The following is a 16,819-nucleotide window of genomic DNA, read 5'->3' on the forward strand; positions in this document are numbered from 1 at the left end:
TTCACAGAATCGACATACCGATGGCCCGACGGCTACTTCCGCTCCCCTGACGCCGTGACCTAGATTGCCTGCGCATTACACAGGCGAACGGTCAGGGGACGGAGCCGCGGAATGTCGGAAGTACCGGAAACGAGACGCCCGGTGGTGACACCGGTGCGCGTGATCATCGCCGTCTGCCTCGTCGCGCCCTTCGTGGCGATGCTGTGGGTGGGGTCGTACGCCAAGACGGACCCGGAGTTCATCGGGATCCCGTTCTTCTACTGGTACCAGATGCTGTGGGTGCTGATCTCCACCGCGCTCACCATGACCGCGTACCAGCTGTGGCAGCGTGACCAGCGCGCCCGCAGGGCCGCGAGCGTGAACGGGGGTGCGCAGCGGTGAAGGACGGTGTGAACGGCGTCGCGCTCGGCGTCTTCGTCTTCTTCTTCCTGGCCGTCACGGTCATGGGCTTCCTGGCCGCGCGCTGGCGCAAGGCCGAGAACGAGCACTCGCTCGACGAATGGGGCCTGGGCGGCCGGTCGTTCGGCACCTGGGTCACCTGGTTCCTGCTCGGCGGCGACCTCTACACGGCGTACACCTTCGTCGCCGTACCGGCGGCGATCTACGCGGCGGGCGCGGCCGGCTTCTTCGCGGTGCCGTACACGATCCTGGTCTACCCGCTGATCTTCACGTTCCTGCCCCGGCTGTGGTCGGTGTCCCACAAGCACGGCTATGTGACGACGTCGGACTTCGTCCGCGGCCGCTTCGGCTCCAAGGGGCTCTCGCTCGCGGTCGCCCTGACCGGCATCCTGGCAACGATGCCATACATCGCGCTGCAGCTCGTGGGCATCCAGGCGGTCCTCGACGTGATGGGCGTCGGCGGCGGCGACGGCACCAACTGGTTCGTGAAGGACCTGCCGCTGCTCATCGCCTTCGGCGTGCTGGCGGCCTACACCTACTCCTCCGGCCTCCGCGCCCCCGCCCTGATCGCGTTCGTGAAGGACGGGCTGATCTACCTGGTCATCGCGGTGGCGATCATCTACATCCCGATCAAGCTGGGCGGCTTCGACGACATCTTCGCCAAGGCGGGCCAGGCCTTCGCCCAGACCAACCCGGCGACCGGCAAGCCGCGCGGCGCGCTGACCCCGGCCGATCCCAACCAGTGGACATACGCCACGCTGGCGCTGGGCTCCGCGCTCGCCCTGTTCATGTACCCGCACTCGATCACCGCGACGCTCTCCTCCAGGAGCCGTGACGTGATCCGCCGCAACACCACGATCCTGCCGCTGTACTCGCTGATGCTCGGCCTGCTCGCCCTGCTGGGCTTCATGGCCATCGCGGCCGGCGTCAAGGTCACCAACGGCCAGCTGGCGATCCCCCAGCTGTTCGAGAACATGTTCCCGGACTGGTTCGCGGGCGTGGCCTTCGCGGCGATCGGCATCGGCGCCCTGGTCCCCGCGGCCATCATGTCCATCGCGGCCGCGAACCTCTTCACCCGCAACATCTACCGGGACTTCATCAAGCCGGACGCCACACCGAAGCAGGAGGCCCAGGTCTCCAAGATCGTCTCCCTGCTGGTGAAGGTCGGCGCGCTGGTCTTCGTCCTCACCATGGACAAGACGGTCGCCATCAACTTCCAGCTGCTGGGCGGCATCTGGATCCTGCAGACCTTCCCGGCCCTGGTCGGCGGCCTGTTCACCCGCTGGTTCCACCGCTGGGCCCTGCTCGCGGGCTGGGCGGTCGGCATGGTCTACGGCACGGTCGCGGCCTACGGCGTCGCCTCCCCCACCCAGAAGCACTTCGGCGGCAGCGCCAAGGAGATCCCCGGCATCGGTGAGATCGGCTACATCGGCCTCACGGCGTTCGTGATGAACGTGGTGGTCACCGTGGTCCTCACCTTCGCCCTCAAGGCCCTCAAGGCCCCGGAAGGCATCGACGAGACCCAGCCGACGGACTACACGGCGGACGCGGGCGACCCCGGTGTAGAAGTGGAACTCCCCCCAGCCGTCGCAGGAAGCGCCCACTGAAACGCGCCCCGTAGGGGCGCGGGGCTGTATCGATTTGCGGCTCCGCCGCGTGGGCGCGAGCAACCACGACGAACCCGCAGCGGGCCACCGAGAGCACCCCCTCGGCGGCCCGCTCCTCGTATCTCACCGTACAGATCACCTGACGCTCCGACACCTCCGCGACACAACATCTGGGGGTGACACGACAACCCGGCACTAGATGTATGCTCATGCTCGCTGCCGCCACAGGGGAATCCGGTGCGAATCCGGAACTGTCCCGCAACGGTGTACTTGTGCACATCTGTGCACGAGAGTCAGTCCGAGGACCTGTCGACAGCGCACCCGGCCAATCCGGCCCGGGTGTTCTGACGTCCGGGCCTCGTGGAGTGGGCCAGGGTCTCTCGACGCGCGCCCCCGCGCGCTCGCGCTGCCCGCTGCCCTCCGCCAGGCCCCGTGCCGAGCGAGGGAGAGCCCCACGTGACCATCGCGCCAGCCGAACCGGCTTCAGCGACCACGACCGTGCCGGAGACCGACGGTCCCGGAACGGCCCTGCTGCGGATCCTGACCGAGCTGACCGCCGACCTCCCCGACGCCGACCCCGGCCGGGTCGCCGCCGCCGCGCTGCGCGGCCGGTCCGCGCGGGCCGACGAGTCGGAGTTGCGCGAGCTGGCCACCGAGGCCGCCGCCGGTCTGATCTCGGAGGACCCCGCCTACTCGCGGCTGGCCGCCCGCCTGCTCACCGTCTCCGTCCGCGCCGAGGCCGCCTCGCAGGGCGTGACGTCCTTCACGGAGTCGGTCGCCGTCGGCCACCGCGAGGGCCTCATCGCCGACCGCACCGCCGAGTTCGCCCGGATCCACGCGGCCCGCCTCGACGCCCTGGTCGACCCGGCCGCCGACGACCGCTTCGGCTACTTCGGCCTGCGCACGCTGCACAGCCGCTACCTGCTCCGCCACCCGATCACCCGGCGCGTGATCGAGACCCCCCAGCACTTCATGCTCCGGGTCGCGGCCGGCCTCGCCGAGGGCGACACCTCCCGCGCGCTGGACGAAGTCGCCGCGCTCTACCGGCTGATGAGCCGCCTCGACTACCTCCCCTCCTCCCCCACCCTCTTCAACTCCGGCACCCGGCACCCCCAGATGTCGTCCTGCTACCTCCTCGACTCCCCGAAGGACGAGCTGGACTCCCTCTACGACCGCTACCACCAGGTCGCCCGCCTCTCCAAGCACGCCGGCGGCATCGGGCTGTCGTACAGCCGGATCCGTTCGCGCGGTTCGCTGATCCGCGGGACCAACGGGCACTCCAACGGCATCGTGCCGTTCCTGAAGACCCTGGACGCCTCGGTCGCCGCCGTGAACCAGGGCGGCCGGCGCAAGGGCGCGGCCGCGGTCTACCTGGAGACCTGGCACTCCGACATCGAGGAGTTCCTGGAACTGCGCGACAACACGGGTGAGGACGCCCGCCGTACGCACAACCTGAACCTGGCGCACTGGATCCCGGACGAGTTCATGCGCCGGGTCAACGCCGACGAGCCGTGGTCGCTGTTCTCCCCCTCCGACGTGCCGGAGCTGGTGGACCTGTGGGGCGCGGAGTTCGACGCGGCCTACCGCAAGGCGGAGGCCGACGGGCTCGCCCGCAAGACCATCCCGGCCCGCGACCTGTACGGCCGGATGATGCGGACCCTCGCGCAGACCGGCAACGGCTGGATGACCTTCAAGGACGCGGCCAACCGCACCGCGAACCAGACGGCCGTCCCCGGCCATGTCGTCCACTCCTCCAACCTCTGCACGGAGATCCTGGAGGTCACGGACGACGGCGAGACGGCTGTCTGCAACCTCGGCTCGGTCAACCTCGGCGCGTTCGTCGACACGGCGACCGGTGACATCGACTGGGAGCGGCTGGACGAGACGGTCCGCACCGCGGTGACCTTCCTCGACCGGGTCGTCGACATCAACTTCTACCCGACCGAGCAGGCGGGCCGTTCGAACGCCAAGTGGCGTCCCGTCGGGCTCGGTGCGATGGGCCTCCAGGACGTCTTCTTCAAGCTGCGGCTGCCCTTCGACTCCGCCGAGGCCAAGGCGCTCTCCACCCGGATCGCCGAGCGGATCATGCTCGCCGCGTACGAGGCCTCCGCCGACCTCGCCGAGCGCTGCGGCCCGCTGCCGGCCTGGGAGAAGACCCGTACCGCGCGGGGTGTGCTGCACCCCGACCACTACGGTGTCGAGTTCACCTGGCCGGAGCGCTGGGCGGCGCTGCGCGCGCGGATCGCGAGCACCGGTCTGCGCAACAGCCTGCTGCTCGCCATCGCGCCCACCGCCACCATCGCCTCGATCGCGGGCGTGTACGAGTGCATCGAGCCGCAGGTCTCCAACCTCTTCAAGCGCGAGACGCTCTCCGGCGAGTTCCTCCAGGTCAACTCGTACCTGGTGGAGGAGCTGAAGAGCCTCGGCGTCTGGGACGCCCGGACCCGTGAGGCGCTGCGCGAGGCGAACGGCTCGGTGCAGGACTTCGTGTGGATCCCGCAGGACGTGCGCGACCTCTACCGCACCGCCTGGGAGATCCCGCAGCGCGGCCTGATCGACATGGCCGCCGCCCGCACCCCGTACCTGGACCAGGCCCAGTCCCTGAACCTGTTCCTGGAGACGCCGACCATCGGCAAGCTCTCCTCGATGTACGCGTACGCCTGGAAGTCGGGCCTGAAGACGACGTACTACCTGCGTTCGCGCCCGGCGACCCGGATCGCCCGAGCGGCCCAGGCCCAGGCCACCATCCCCGTGCAGCAGACGGCCGACCCCGACGCCGTCGCCTGCTCCCTTGAGAACCCCGAGTCCTGCGAGGCCTGCCAGTAATGCCCAGTAACCAGAACCTTCTCGACCCCGGCTTCGAGCTGACTCTGCGCCCCATGCGCTACCCGGACTTCTACGAGCGCTACCGGGACGCCATCAAGAACACCTGGACCGTGGAGGAGGTCGACCTCCACTCGGACGTCGCCGACCTCGCCAAGCTCACGCCCGCCGAGCAGCACCTGATCGGCCGGCTGGTCGCCTTCTTCGCGACCGGCGACTCGATCGTGGCGAACAACCTGGTGCTGACCCTGTACAAGCACATCAACTCCCCGGAGGCGCGCCTGTACCTGTCGCGCCAGCTCTTCGAGGAGGCCGTGCACGTCCAGTTCTATCTGACGCTCCTGGACACCTACCTCCCCGACCCGGAGGACCGCGCGGCCGCGTTCGCCGCCGTGGAGAACATCCCCTCCATCCGCGAGAAGGCCGAGTTCTGCTTCAAGTGGATGGACTCGGTGGAGAACCTGGACCGCCTGGAGTCCCAGGCCGACCGCCGCCGCTTCCTGCTCAACCTGATCTGCTTCGCCGCGTGCATCGAGGGCCTGTTCTTCTACGGCGCCTTCGCGTACGTCTACTGGCTGCGCAGCCGGGGTCTGCTGCACGGTCTCGCCACGGGCACCAACTGGGTGTTCCGCGACGAGACGATGCACATGAGCTTCGCGTTCGACGTCGTCGACACGGTCCGCAAGGAGGAGCCGGAGCTGTTCGACGACGGGCTCCGGCAGCAGGTCACCGACATGCTGCGGGAGGCCGTCGAGGCGGAGCTGCAGTTCGCCCGCGATCTGTGCGGGGACGGTCTGCCGGGCATGAACACCGACTCGATGCGCCAGTACCTGGAGTGCGTCGCCGACCAGCGGCTCGGCCGGCTCGGCTTCGCCCCGGTGTACGGCTCGGAGAACCCGTTCTCCTTCATGGAGCTGCAGGGCGTCCAGGAGCTGACGAACTTCTTCGAGCGGCGCCCGTCCGCGTACCAGGTGGCGGTGGAGGGCACCGTCGACCTGGACGAGGACTTCTGACCCGCCGTTCGTACTCAGCTTTCCTGGAGAGGCTATGCGATCAGGGACTTTCCCCGGTGGGCGGCGTCCCTGGTCCGCCGCGCCGCCCTGATCTGCCGGTCCATGCGCCGGTCGCGCAGGACGCCGAGCACGGACGGGAGGGCCATGAGGACCAGGATGCCGAGGACCAGGACCATTCCGATGAGACCTTCGATCTGGTTTCCGTTCATGGACACCACTGTGGCGCCGAATGCTCCTTACCGTGAGTGGCAGCACTGCCATGCACCCTCGAATTACTGCCAGCGGCGAGGCACACTGGCAGCATGCTGAAGAACGTGGCGACCGTACTGCTCGACGGTGTGCACCCCTTCGAGCTCGGAGTGGTCTGCGAGGTCTTCGGCCTCGACCGCTCCGACGAGGGGCTGCCGGTGTACGACTTCGCGGTGGTCTCGGCGGAGGGGCCGTCGCTCGGCACCCATGTGCCGGGCCTCACCGTCTCCACGCCGTACGGCCTGGACCGCCTCGACGAGGCCGATCTGATCGCCGTCCCGGCCTCCGACTCCAACGTCGCCCGGGACTATCCGCCCGAGCTGCTCGACGCGCTGCGCCGGGCGGTGGACCGGGGCGCCCGGGTGCTGAGCGTGTGCTCCGGCGTGTTCGTACTGGGCGCCGCCGGGCTGCTGGACGGGCGCCGGTGCGCCGTGCACTGGCGCCACGCGGACCTGCTGGCCCGCCGCTTCCCGCGCACCCGGGTCGAGCCGGACGTGCTGTACGTCGACGAGGACCCGGTGATCACCTCCGCGGGCACCTCCGCCGGTATCGACGCCTGTCTGCACCTGGTCCGCAAGGAACAGGGCCCCGAGGTGGCCAAGAAGATCGCCCGGCGGATGGTGGTGCCCCCGCACCGGGACGGCGGCCAGGCCCAGTACATCGAACGCCCGCTGCCGGACGGCCCCTGCGACACGGTCGGCGAGGTGCTGGCCTGGATGACCGAGCATCTCGACCAGGAGGTCACCGTCGAACAGCTCGCCACCCGCGCCCTGATGGCCCCGCGCACCTTCGCCCGCCGCTTCCAGCAGGAGACCGGCACCACGCCGTACCGCTGGATCCTGCGGCAACGGGTGCTGCTGGCCCAGGAGTTGCTGGAGGGGACGGACGAGACCATGGACGCCATCGCGTCCCGCACCGGCTTCGGCACGGCGGCCGCGCTGCGGCATCAGTTCACGAAGGAGCTGGGCACCACGCCGAACACCTACCGGCGCGCGTTCCGGGGACCGGAGGCGGCCGCCTGAACGCCTACCGGCGCGCGTCCGGGGGCCGGGTGGGCCGCCTGAGCGCGCGCCGGTATCAGGAGGTGCCTGCCGATCGGGCCGTCACCAGGGCACGGGCGTCAGCAGCAGGCGCTGGGGGCGCAGGGTGATGCCCACCCGCGTCGCGTCGTCCGACCCGGGGACCTGTTCGAAGCGGTACCTGGCGCACAACGCCGCGGTGATCAGGCTCAGTTGGGTCATGGAGAAGTGGTCGCTGGGGCACTTGCGGTTGCCGACGCTGAAGGGGCTCATCGCGTACTTGGGTACGTCCTTGGCCCGCTCCGGCAGCCAGCGGTCCGGGTCGAAGTCGAGGTGCCCGGGGTACGAGCGGGCGTCCCGCTGGACGGCGTAGGGGCTGTAGACGATGTCCGCCCCCGCCGGAATGCGATAGCCGCCGAGCTCGGTGTCGGTCTTGGCGCGCCGCGTCAATATCCATACGGCGGGCCGCAAACGCATCGCCTCGACGACGACATTGTTGGTGTGCGTGAGCCGGCGAACGTGTTCAAAACCAACCGGCTGACCGCCCGTCACGGATTGGACCTCGGTCCGTACCTTCTCCGCGTGTTCCGGGTGTTCGGCGAGCACCTGGAGCAGCCACATGATCGTGGACGCGACAGTTTCGCTGCCGGGGGTGAGTATCGCGACCACCTGGTCGTGGATCTCCTGTTCCCCGATGGGCTCGCCATTCTCGTCCTTCGCCGCGAGCAATGCCGTCAGCAAATCGTCCGGCTTTTGACCAGATGCCCGGCGCTCGGCGACGATCTCGTCGACCAGGAGATGCAAATCGGCCAGCGCCCGGTTGAATTCACGGTTGGCGGGCAACGGCAGCCGGTACAGCGGGCCGAGTGGTACGACCATCCTGCGGTACATACCGCGGAAGACACTCGCGAGGTCGACGCTCAGCCGCTCCGCGCGCTCGTCCATGTACTCGCCGCGCAGCAGGCAGCGGGCGGCGATCCGGACGGCGACCCGGAAGGACTCCGAGGTGCAGTCGACGGTGGCGCCGGGCTGCCAGCGCTCGGTCAGCGCGTGCGCCTCCTCCTCCATGATCGGCCCGTAGCCGGGGATCGCGGAGAGGTTGAACGCGGGCTGGATCGTGCGGCGCTGGCGCCGGTGGCGGGGCCCGTTGGCGGTGGCCACGCCCTCCTTGCCGAGCAGCCCCTCCAGGGACTCCCAGAGCGGCCCCGCGATGAGGAAGTCGGGGCTCAGGGCGAGGGCGCCGGTGAGCGCCGGCGCGGTGACGGCGTACACCTCCTTGGGGCCGAGGCGCAGGCGCACCATGTCGCCGTGCTCGCGCAGCCGGGACATGAAGGCCAGCGGGTCGCGGACCAGCTTCCAGCCGTGGCCGAGTATCGGCACGCCGCCCCCGGCGAGGGGCGGTTCACGCAGTTCGCTCGGTGCACTCGGTACGGAAGCCTCGGTGGCCGCGGGCTTCACGGACTCGACGGTCATTTCTCACCTGCCGCTTCGTTGTTGACGTACGGGGGCGTGGACCGGTCGTCCCAGCTGTCGACCATGTACCGGCCGGATTCATGGTGGAACCAGTAGACGGAACTGAACCAGTTCCGCATATTGGCGACACAGGCCAGGACCGCGGCACCGGTTTCCTTTCCGCGTACGGTGCCGTCGTCGAGTTGCTCGGCGAGCCGAAGGGCGTCCCGCTCGGCGACCAGGAATTCACGAATGCATTCCTCGACGCGTCGCCTGACTTCTTCGACCGCCTGTTCCAGGCTCATTCCCTCGTGGGTGACGAGACTGATCCCGAGATTGTGGACCTCGGCGCCCGCTATTTCCTTGGGCAGCGAGCAGAGGTCGTTGTACCAGGCGGCGAATTCCTGGCTGAGCAGCGCCGGACGGCGGTATGCCGGGTGTTTCCTTACCGCGTCCGGGAGTTCGGTCCCGGCACTCGGCTCCAGCAGGTCCGTCCATATCCAGTGTGCGAAGGTGAGGCGCCGCAGGGCGAGGTACTCCTCGACCCCGGGAACATATCCCTTGGTGCGGTTGCGGAACTCGCGGTCGTACGCCTCGATCACCGCGTGGAAGTGCCGGGCGAAGCGCTGGTTCCAGGTCTGCGGCAGGAACGAGTACAGCCGCGCGACGCTGTCCGCGAACCCGGCGACCACGGTGTCCGGGTGGCGCAGATGGTGCAGGGGGGCGTCGAGGGCCGCGTGCAGCCGGAACCGCAGCCGCCGCCAGTCCCCGGTCCGGCCGTGCACGACGTCGCGGTCGTGCCGGTCGTCCCAGACGAAGAACCAGGCGCTGTAGTCGCAAATCGCCTGGATCACCTCGTCGGAGGCGCCCAGGTAGTACCCGGCCATGAGGTCGGTGTAGCAAAGACCGTCGGCATATTCCTGCACCTTGTCCGCCGACATCAGCCGCTTTTCCAGGAGCCAGAGGCGGGTCATCTCCTGGAGCCGCGGCCAATACGGATGCAGTTGCCGGGGAAACTCGGCCTCGATCAACGGCAGGGCGAGTTGTGGTGGAACCGCGAGCGCCGTCGGCGTCGATGTGGTGCTGCGTGGGAAAGCATGCACGAACAAACCCCTCTCAGCCGCCAGGAGCGCACGCCCCTCCCGCTGTGCCGGGCGTGCGCCGTTGCGTATCCCCGCACTTCCATTCAGCACCACAACTGACCGGTCTGGGAACGGATTTGCTTCATTCACTACCCCACAGTGCCGAGAATCTCCCCTTGTGTGACTGGTTAGGGATCGCTAGGGGCGCACAAAGGATCGAATGTGCGACGCACAGACGAGCGAGTCTGACCGAACATGACGAACGCCTGGTCGGAACAGTCCCGACCAGGCGTCACATCTGCCCTGTGTGTCTCAGTCGTTGGCGACCACGGGGTAGCGTGGCTCGTTCTCGGCCATCTGCCGCAGCGCGTCCTTGCGCTCGCGCTTGGAGAGCCGGTCGATGTACAGGTAGCCGTACAGGTGATCCGTCTCGTGCTGCAAACACCGAGCGAAGTAGCCGGTGCCGCGCACCTTGATCGGGTTGCCCTTCTCGTCCTGCCCGGTGACCTCGGCGTAGTCGGGGCGCGCGAGCGGGGCGTACGCGGTCGGCACCGACAGGCATCCCTCGTTGCTGTCGTCCAGCCGCCGCTTCTCGGCCGGCAGGTCGACGAGCTTCGGGTTGCACACCACGCCCACGTGCCGGGCGCCCTCGTCGTCCTGGCAGTCGTAGACGAAGACCTTCAGGTCGACACCGATCTGGTTGGCGGCCAGGCCCACGCCCTCGGCGGCCCGCTGGCTGGCGAACATGTCGGCGACCAGCTGCTCCAGCTCCGCCCCGAACTCGGTGACGTCCTTGCACTCCTTGTGCAGCACCGGGTTCCCGACGACGGTGATGGGCCGCGAGGTCCCCCGCTCACGCCAGGCGTTCTCGCGCTCCTCGGTCCCCTCGGTGTCGACGACGAACCCCTCGTCGTCCACGGGGAGCACGCCCGCGTGCTGCTGATCGGTGTCCTGCTGCGCCATGACGGACGTAAGCCTTCCTACAAGCCTGGAACATTCTGGGAGTACAGCCTAAAGGGGGCTGGTCACCGGCCGCTCAGCAAACCTCTTCCAAATCCCGCCAGTCCCTGGAATCAGGGCTGTCGGCAACCCACCCGTCCAGCAGCCCCCGCACCAGCGAAGCCGGCGCGGCCACCCCGCACTCCCGCTCCGGTACCCACAGCTGCCCGTCCGTCCGATGCCCGAGCGGCCCCGGATGCCCCGGCTCACTGTGGTCATGGGGATCGAGGTGCACCCCGTCGCCCTCGTCGGACGGCATCCGCGACTCGGAACACATCCGGCACAGCAGCCGCACGGAGGAGGACCAGTCCTCCGCCGCGAACCCGGCGTCCCCCGCCAGCTGCTCCAGCGCGTCCCGGTCGGCCTCCGTCGCCGCCTCCAGCAGCACCACCCAGGTCGGCACCGGCGACGGCGCCCACAGCTCGATCTCGTCGAAGACGGGGTACGCGTGCCCGGTCGCCGTGGTCCGCTCGCCGTGCGGCACCCCGTCGTGCAGGACGACCTCGCCCCAGCGCCGTCCGGAGGAGGGAAGCGGAATGGACTGCACCTCGATCCGGGCGGGGTCCAGCCGCCGCCCCCACACCACCTCGGCCTCCCCCTCCGGGGAGAGCCGTACGGCGGCGCTGCCGAGGTCCATCCCGGTCGGCTCCGCAGACGCGGTGGGCCCGCCGGGCACCCGCAGCCCGTACGCCTGCCAGGCCCGCCGGGCCAGCGGCCAGTCCTGCAGCGCGGTCGCCGCGATGCCCACGTTCCACCAGTCGGGCGCCCCGGTCTCGCGGTCAAGGAGGGCGACCGCCCGCAGCCCCGCGGCCCGGGCCTGCTCCCAGTCGTGCCGGAACTTGTGCAGCAGGGCGAGGTTGAACCAGGACTCGGACAGCCAGGGTTCCAGATCGGCGGCGCGTGTCAGCAGCTCGCCCGCGTCCTCGTACCGGCCGTCGCCGATCAGCGTGAAGGCGCGATCGGTGGCCTGCCGCCAGGAGGCGGAGGGCCGGTGCCGTCCCTTGCCGAAGATCCTCACGATTCCCGCCTGCCAGTTCCAGTTCCGCACAGTGGGCTGGCTTGTGCCCCCGGACATCACCCTCTCCCTCGCATCCAACCACGTACGACGGGAGGGCCGCTCATTACCCATGGGTTACCCAGCCGCGCGCAGGGTCAGACAGTCTCTGGAGAGCACGCGGGCCAGGGCCTCCACGACCTCGGGAGCGTAGTCCCCCGCGGTGGCCAGGCGTAACTCCTCCAGCGCGGTCAGCGGCCCGCCGGGCCCGGAATCCCGAGCCTTCTCCTCGTACGCGTTGACGACCCGCACGATCCGCGCGGCGACCGGCTGTTCCCGGTACGGGTCGGCCTGCCGCTCCACGACCACGGCGACCGCACCGGCCACCCCGGTCTGCCGTACGACCGCCCCGCCGAGCAGCGCTATCCGCCGCTGTTCCGCCGCCGGCAGTACCGCCGTGGCTCCGGCCGGCACCGGGTCGACCAGGCTCAGCTGGCCGATGTCGTGCATCAGCGCCGCGTACTCCAGCACGGTGAGCTCCGCTCCGGACAGCCCCAGGTCCCGCCCGACGGCCTGGCTGAGCGTGGCGACCCGGCGGGCGTGCCCGGCCGGGGTGTACCCCGCTATCTCGGTGGCGCGGGCGAGGGAGGCGATGGTCTGCCGGTAGGTGGCCCGGACGGCCGCGTACCGGCGCAGGGACAGCTGGGTGAGGAGGAGGGGCAGGCAGAAGACGGGCAGCGCCCACAGCCCCACGACGGCGACGGCCAGCGCCATCACCGCGCCGGTGGCGCACACGGCGGACCCGATGCCGAGCAGCCCGCGCAGCTCGTCCCGCAGCCGCGGCCCGAACGGCCATCCGGTCCGGGAGTGCGCCTGGGCCGCCGCCAGCACGGCGTCGCACAGCGCGGTGAGCACCAGCAGCGCGACCAGCAGCAGCGCGTACGCCGGTCCGCCCCACTGCTCCAACACACCCCTGCTGTAGAGGGGTTGGAAGCAGATCGCGGCAAAGCCGACGGTCAGGACCCGGCGGGCCAGGTGGTCGAGGGTGGGCCGGCGGCCGGCGGCGATGTGCGGCACGTTGCCGAGCAGCGAGGCGGCGCCGACCACGGCGACGACCTGGAAGGCCCCGTCCCGCGTGGCGACCCCGGCGTCGGCGCCGAGCAGGGCGTACGCGAGCCCTCCCGCGGCCCCGAGCGGGGCGGCCTCCCGGACGTCCGCGCCGGTCCAGCGGGCGAACTCACCGACCACCACAAGGACCCCGAAGGCGAAAGCGATCCCCCGGTTGTCGAGGCCTTCCCAGAGCGTGCCCGCGAGACAGCCGAGGACCAGCAGAAGGGCGGCAACACGAATGACCGAGAGGGCACAGGGCACCACCCCCCGCCCACACACGACCGACGCCTCCACGCCGGGCCGGTGAGCCGGAAGTCCAGCGTCCGTAAGCCCGACGCCCCTCACCGGGCCCCCCTCCCAACCCTCAACCACCCGCTGCCCACCCGACCGAAGCCCGGGAGCCAGGTGGTCGGCCCGACGACCCTCACCGGGAGCCCGGTGGTCGGCTCGGCGGCGCTCACCGGGACCTCCTCCCGACGCTCAGCCACTCGCTGCCCGCCCGACCGGAGAACGGAAGGCCGGTGGTCGCCCCGACGACCCTCACCAGGACCCCTCCCGACGCTCAATCGCTCGCTGCCCGCTCGGCCGGAGACCGGGAGGCCGGTGGTCGCCCCGACGACCCTCACCCGGAGCCCGGTGGCTGACCCGACGGCGCTCACCAGGACCCCCTTCCAACACTCAACCACCCGCTGCCCACCCGACCGGAGACCTGAAGCCCGGTGGTCGGCTCGGCGGGGCTCACCGGGTCGCCCGGCCGGCGCTGTGGCGGTTGCTGCTCGGAAGGGCCGGGGCCGGGGGGTTGGGCGGGGAGTCGGCGGTGACCTCGGGGCGCCAGCCGTGTCTGGCGAGGGCGCGTACCAGTGCTTCGACGACGCCGGCGTCGAACTGGCGGCCGGCGCAGCGTCGTAGCTCCGTCAGGGCGGTGTCCACCGGACGGGCGCGGCTGTAGGAGCGGGTGGAGGTCATCGCGTCGAAGGCGTCGGCGACGGCGACCACGCGGGCGGACTCCGGGATCTGGGCGCCGGCCAGGCCGTAGGGGTAGCCGCTGCCGTCGATGCGCTCGTGGTGGTGGAGGATCGCGGCGCGGGCCTCGCCGAGGAAGGAGATCCCGCGCACCATCTCGTGTCCGTACTCGGGGTGCAGTTCGATGATCCGCCGTTCCTCCGGGGTGAGCGGTCCGTCCTTGCGGAGCAGCCGGGTGGGGACGCCCAGTTTCCCGACGTCGTGCAGGATCCCGGCGAAGCGGAGCACCTCGACCCGCTCGTCGTCCATGCCGAGTTCGCGGGCGATCAGCACGGAGGCCTGGCCGACCCGCTCGCTGTGGCCCCGGGTGTAGCCGTCCTTGATGTCGACGGCCTGGACGAGCGCGCGGATGGTGGCCTGGTGGGCGGCCCGTTCCCGGTGGTACTGCGCGAACACCCACCAGGACACGCACATCGGCAGCAGGACCAGGAGGGCCGCGACCGGGCCGTAGGGGCTGCGCCAGAGCACGGCCATCATCAGCCCGGCGAGCCCGTGCACCCCGATCGGCGCGAGGGAGCGGGCGAGCAGGCCGCGCCAGGCCCGCCGTACCGGAACTCGGTCGGCGACCGCCAGGATCCCGCCGTCGAGCAGGGCCAGCACTCCGCAGAACGCCAGGACGGCCGCGGCGCAGGGCAGCAGCGCGTACGGGAAGTCGCAGCCCACGACGGCGTCCCGCCCGCCGAGCGCCCAGTGCACACTGCCCGCGCCCCACACGGCGAGGGCCAGTTCGGCGGCCCGCCACACCCGGCGCAGCGCCCGGGGCCGCTGGTCGACGTGCGAGAGCAGCGCGCCCGGCAGCGGGACGAGCGCGGCGGCGGGCGGCGGCAGCAGGAAGGCACCGGCGAGCAGCACGGGGTAGAAGGTGCCGCCGAGCCGGCGCCGTACGACGTGCTCGCAGCCCGCGTACAGCGCGGCGAGCAGGGCGACGGCCCACCAGGGCGTACGGAGGCCGGGCAGCGGCAGCAGACAGCACAGGGCGCCGAGGACGACACAGGACACGTAGGCGCGTACCCGTGCCGGAACCGCCTCCATCGCGCCCTCCCCCGACCATGCCTGTCCAGGCTCCGGAGCCTAGGGCGGGAGCCGGCGGGTCCGGGGGCTTATGACCCGGGGATTAGCCCGTTCGGGTGATGGGGCGCGCGAAGCGGAGCGCTCAGCTCTCCTGCGGGGTGACCGGCGCGGCCGCGGTCACGTCGTGCTCGGGGACGGTCTGGCCGGACCGGATCAGGTCCAGCCGGCCCAGCACCTTGGCCCGCAGGTCGCTCGGTACGTCGTCATGGCCGCAGCACCGCTTGACCAGCTTCTTCACGGCCTGCTCCAGCCCGTACTTCTCCAGGCAGGGGGAGCACTCGTCGAAGTGCTGCTTGAACTTGACGCGATCGACGTCCGGCATCTCACTGTCGAGGAACTCGTACAGATGATCGAGTACCTCACTGCAGTCCGTCTCGTGCGGCTCTCCGCAGCTCATGAGCCCGAGCCTTTCGCTTCGTTCGACTCTCCGGCGCCGGCCGGGACGAGCCCGCGCTCACGCGCGTAGTCCTCCAGCATGCCGCGGAGTTGGCGGCGGCCCCGGTGCAGCCGGGACATCACCGTACCGATGGGTGTCCCCATGATGTCCGCGATCTCCTTGTACGCAAAGCCCTCTACGTCGGCGAGGTAGACGGCGATGCGGAATTCCTCGGGGATCGCCTGCAGCGCTTCCTTCACGTCCGAGTCGGGCAGGTGGTCGAGCGCCTGCGACTCCGCGGAGCGCAGACCCGTCGACATGTGCGACTCGGCGCGGGCGAGCTGCCAGTCCTCGATCTCCTCGGCCGCGGAGCGCTGGGGCTCGCGCTGCTTCTTGCGGTACGAGTTGATGAAGGTGTTGGTGAGAATGCGGTAGAGCCACGCCTTGAGGTTGGTTCCCTCGCGGAACTGGTGGAAGGACGCGTACGCCTTGGCGTAGGTCTCCTGCACCAGGTCCTCGGCGTCGGCCGGGTTGCGCGTCATGCGCAGCGCGGCCGAGTACATCTGGTCGAGGAATTCGAGCGCGTCCCGCTCGAAGCGCGCGGTGCGCTCCGCAGACGACTCCGCGCCCACGCCCTGGCCCTCGGGCTCCGCCTGGCCGTTGTCGGTCCCTGCGTCGGTACCGGTGACCGGACCCACCTCCTCAAGATCCCGGGCAGGACCGAAACCGATCCCACTCGAATCGGAGGATAGAACACGACCCGTGCCTGCCGCCGCTCGAATAGGAGCGGTCTTCGCCGCATGCAGCACCGACCAGTCCAGGTCAGCACGGCTGTCGCGGCTCGGGCAGATGGTCGAACCCATGCGGCGGACTTCCTCTCGTACGGCGTCGGCGCTGGTGTTCCAGCACTTCTGTCCGCCTCAACAGTGGTCGGCCACCCGACATTCCCGTGCGTTACCCGAGTGACACGGTCCACTCGACGACCGCCCGCGTGATGATCGCCACTGCCTCCTCCTGCCCCAGGTCCGCCCTTTTGGGCACCGCGAAGCCGTGGTCGCCGTACGCCACCTCGACCAGCTTGTAGTCCCCCGCCGGGAACTCGGCCGGCTTCCCGAACGGGTCGTTGCCACCCTGCACGACGAGCGTGGGCACCCCGGCCCCCAGCAGCTCCTCGGCCCGCGATTTCTCCGGCCTGCCCGGCGGGTGCAGCGGGAAGCTCAGGGCGAGCACGGCGGCCGCGCCCAGTTCGGTGGCGGTACGGCAGGCGACGCGGGCGCCCGCGCTGCGGCCGCCGGAGACCACCGGCAGCCCGGGCGCGGCGAGCGCGGGCCACACGCCCCGCCAGCCCGTGTCGAGGGTCTTCGGGGCGGGCGCGAGCTTCTTGCCGGCGACCCGCCAGGGCTGCTCCACCAGGGCGACCGACACGCCGTGCTCCGGCAGCACCGCGGCGATCGCTTGCAGGTCCCGCGCCTCGATCCCGCCGCCCGCCCCATGGCTCACGGCGAGCACCAGCCGCGCCCGCTCCGCCTCGAACCAGGTGACGCGGGCGTCCCCCGCCTCCGTACCGACGATCTTCGATGTGGTCACGCCAGAAGGCTAGCC

General features: G+C 70.5%; 15 protein-coding genes and 1 riboswitch. Of the genes, 5 read left to right on the forward strand and 10 right to left on the reverse strand.

Annotation, left to right across the window (positions count from 1 at the left end; genetic code table 11):
• Nucleotides 1-111 precede the first annotated feature (111 nt).
• The 4 genes from ACGFZS_RS42635 to ACGFZS_RS42650 all read left to right on the forward strand — a co-directional run bounded on the left by ACGFZS_RS42635 (nt 112) and on the right by ACGFZS_RS42650 (nt 5,842).
• The gene (locus tag ACGFZS_RS42635; protein WP_393799661.1) at nt 112-381 is read left to right on the forward strand and encodes a DUF3311 domain-containing protein; all 270 of its coding nucleotides are present in this window, start codon (nt 112-114) and stop codon (nt 379-381) included.
• A complete protein-coding gene (gene mctP / locus ACGFZS_RS42640) occupies nt 378-2,006 on the forward strand; it encodes a monocarboxylate uptake permease MctP (RefSeq protein ID WP_393799662.1) in 1,629 nt (542 codons plus the stop codon). Before ACGFZS_RS42635 ends, mctP begins: the two co-directional genes overlap by 4 nt.
• 180 nt (nt 2,007-2,186) lie before the next feature.
• A riboswitch (cobalamin riboswitch) is annotated at nt 2,187-2,335 on the forward strand.
• A 127-nt stretch (nt 2,336-2,462) separates the two neighbouring features.
• Nucleotides 2,463-4,832, forward strand: coding sequence for a ribonucleoside-diphosphate reductase subunit alpha (locus ACGFZS_RS42645; RefSeq protein ID WP_393799663.1), 2,370 nt, complete (start codon nt 2,463-2,465; stop codon nt 4,830-4,832).
• On the forward strand, nt 4,832-5,842 hold the full coding sequence (locus tag ACGFZS_RS42650; protein WP_393799664.1) for a ribonucleotide-diphosphate reductase subunit beta: 1,011 nt from the start codon (nt 4,832-4,834) through the stop codon (nt 5,840-5,842). The genes ACGFZS_RS42645 and ACGFZS_RS42650 overlap by 1 nt, the downstream gene beginning before the upstream one ends.
• Nucleotides 5,843-5,874: 32 nt before the next feature.
• Here ACGFZS_RS42650 and ACGFZS_RS42655 read toward each other — a convergent pair whose 3' ends face one another.
• Nucleotides 5,875-6,051 carry a hypothetical protein gene (locus ACGFZS_RS42655; RefSeq protein ID WP_393666496.1) on the reverse strand — a complete coding sequence of 59 codons (177 nt, stop codon included), beginning with the start codon at nt 6,049-6,051 and terminating at the stop codon, nt 5,875-5,877.
• Between the two features lie 93 nt (nt 6,052-6,144).
• Between ACGFZS_RS42655 and ACGFZS_RS42660 the strand changes: the two genes are divergently transcribed.
• Nucleotides 6,145-7,113 carry a helix-turn-helix domain-containing protein gene (locus ACGFZS_RS42660; RefSeq protein ID WP_393799665.1) on the forward strand — a complete coding sequence of 323 codons (969 nt, stop codon included), beginning with the start codon at nt 6,145-6,147 and terminating at the stop codon, nt 7,111-7,113.
• 81 nt (nt 7,114-7,194) lie between these two features.
• On the opposite strand, the gene ACGFZS_RS42665 is transcribed toward ACGFZS_RS42660, so the two are convergent.
• The 9 genes from ACGFZS_RS42665 to ACGFZS_RS42705 form a co-directional block, all read right to left on the reverse strand.
• The gene (locus ACGFZS_RS42665) at nt 7,195-8,583 is read right to left on the reverse strand and encodes a cytochrome P450 (RefSeq protein ID WP_359220196.1); all 1,389 of its coding nucleotides are present in this window, start codon (nt 8,581-8,583) and stop codon (nt 7,195-7,197) included.
• The gene (gene cyc1, locus ACGFZS_RS42670) at nt 8,580-9,665 is read right to left on the reverse strand and encodes an epi-isozizaene synthase (protein ID WP_393799666.1); all 1,086 of its coding nucleotides are present in this window, start codon (nt 9,663-9,665) and stop codon (nt 8,580-8,582) included. Before cyc1 ends, ACGFZS_RS42665 begins: the two co-directional genes overlap by 4 nt.
• Nucleotides 9,666-9,956: 291 nt before the next feature.
• Entirely contained in the window at nt 9,957-10,607 is a 651-nt protein-coding gene (def, locus tag ACGFZS_RS42675) for a peptide deformylase (RefSeq protein WP_393799667.1), read from the reverse strand.
• A 73-nt stretch (nt 10,608-10,680) separates the two neighbouring features.
• On the reverse strand, nt 10,681-11,661 hold the full coding sequence (locus ACGFZS_RS42680; protein ID WP_393799713.1) for a tetratricopeptide repeat protein: 981 nt from the start codon (nt 11,659-11,661) through the stop codon (nt 10,681-10,683).
• Between the two features lie 114 nt (nt 11,662-11,775).
• The gene (locus ACGFZS_RS42685) at nt 11,776-13,008 is read right to left on the reverse strand and encodes an HD-GYP domain-containing protein (RefSeq protein ID WP_393799668.1); all 1,233 of its coding nucleotides are present in this window, start codon (nt 13,006-13,008) and stop codon (nt 11,776-11,778) included.
• Between the two features lie 477 nt (nt 13,009-13,485).
• Nucleotides 13,486-14,802, reverse strand: coding sequence for an HD-GYP domain-containing protein (locus ACGFZS_RS42690; RefSeq protein WP_393799669.1), 1,317 nt, complete (start codon nt 14,800-14,802; stop codon nt 13,486-13,488).
• A gap of 121 nt (nt 14,803-14,923) precedes the next feature.
• Nucleotides 14,924-15,238: a mycothiol system anti-sigma-R factor gene (gene rsrA, locus ACGFZS_RS42695; RefSeq protein ID WP_359220186.1), complete on the reverse strand. Its 315-nt coding sequence runs from the start codon at nt 15,236-15,238 to the stop codon at nt 14,924-14,926.
• On the reverse strand, nt 15,235-15,915 hold the full coding sequence (gene sigR / locus ACGFZS_RS42700) for an RNA polymerase sigma factor SigR (protein WP_355715890.1): 681 nt from the start codon (nt 15,913-15,915) through the stop codon (nt 15,235-15,237). Before sigR ends, rsrA begins: the two co-directional genes overlap by 4 nt.
• Before the next feature lie 256 nt (nt 15,916-16,171).
• The gene (locus tag ACGFZS_RS42705; RefSeq protein ID WP_393799670.1) at nt 16,172-16,804 is read right to left on the reverse strand and encodes an alpha/beta family hydrolase; all 633 of its coding nucleotides are present in this window, start codon (nt 16,802-16,804) and stop codon (nt 16,172-16,174) included.
• Between the last annotated feature and the right edge of the window lie 15 nt (nt 16,805-16,819).

Source organism: Streptomyces sp. NPDC048288 (genome assembly GCF_043201555.1).
GTDB lineage: Bacteria > Actinomycetota > Actinomycetes > Streptomycetales > Streptomycetaceae > Streptomyces.

Bases quoted from the DNA above. Each gene is read 5' to 3' on its own strand.
- ACGFZS_RS42660 (WP_393799665.1), top strand. From the start codon at position 6,145: ATGCTGAAGAACGTGGCGACCGTACTGCTCGACGGTGTGCACCCCTTC.
- ACGFZS_RS42655 (WP_393666496.1), bottom strand. From the start codon at position 6,051: ATGAACGGAAACCAGATCGAAGGTCTCATCGGAATGGTCCTGGTCCTC.
- ACGFZS_RS42635 (WP_393799661.1), top strand. From the start codon at position 112: ATGTCGGAAGTACCGGAAACGAGACGCCCGGTGGTGACACCGGTGCGC.
- rsrA (WP_359220186.1), bottom strand. From the start codon at position 15,238: ATGAGCTGCGGAGAGCCGCACGAGACGGACTGCAGTGAGGTACTCGAT.
- ACGFZS_RS42690 (WP_393799669.1), bottom strand. From the start codon at position 14,802: ATGGAGGCGGTTCCGGCACGGGTACGCGCCTACGTGTCCTGTGTCGTC.
- ACGFZS_RS42650 (WP_393799664.1), top strand. From the start codon at position 4,832: ATGCCCAGTAACCAGAACCTTCTCGACCCCGGCTTCGAGCTGACTCTG.
- def (WP_393799667.1), bottom strand. From the start codon at position 10,607: ATGGCGCAGCAGGACACCGATCAGCAGCACGCGGGCGTGCTCCCCGTG.
- ACGFZS_RS42665 (WP_359220196.1), bottom strand. From the start codon at position 8,583: ATGACCGTCGAGTCCGTGAAGCCCGCGGCCACCGAGGCTTCCGTACCG.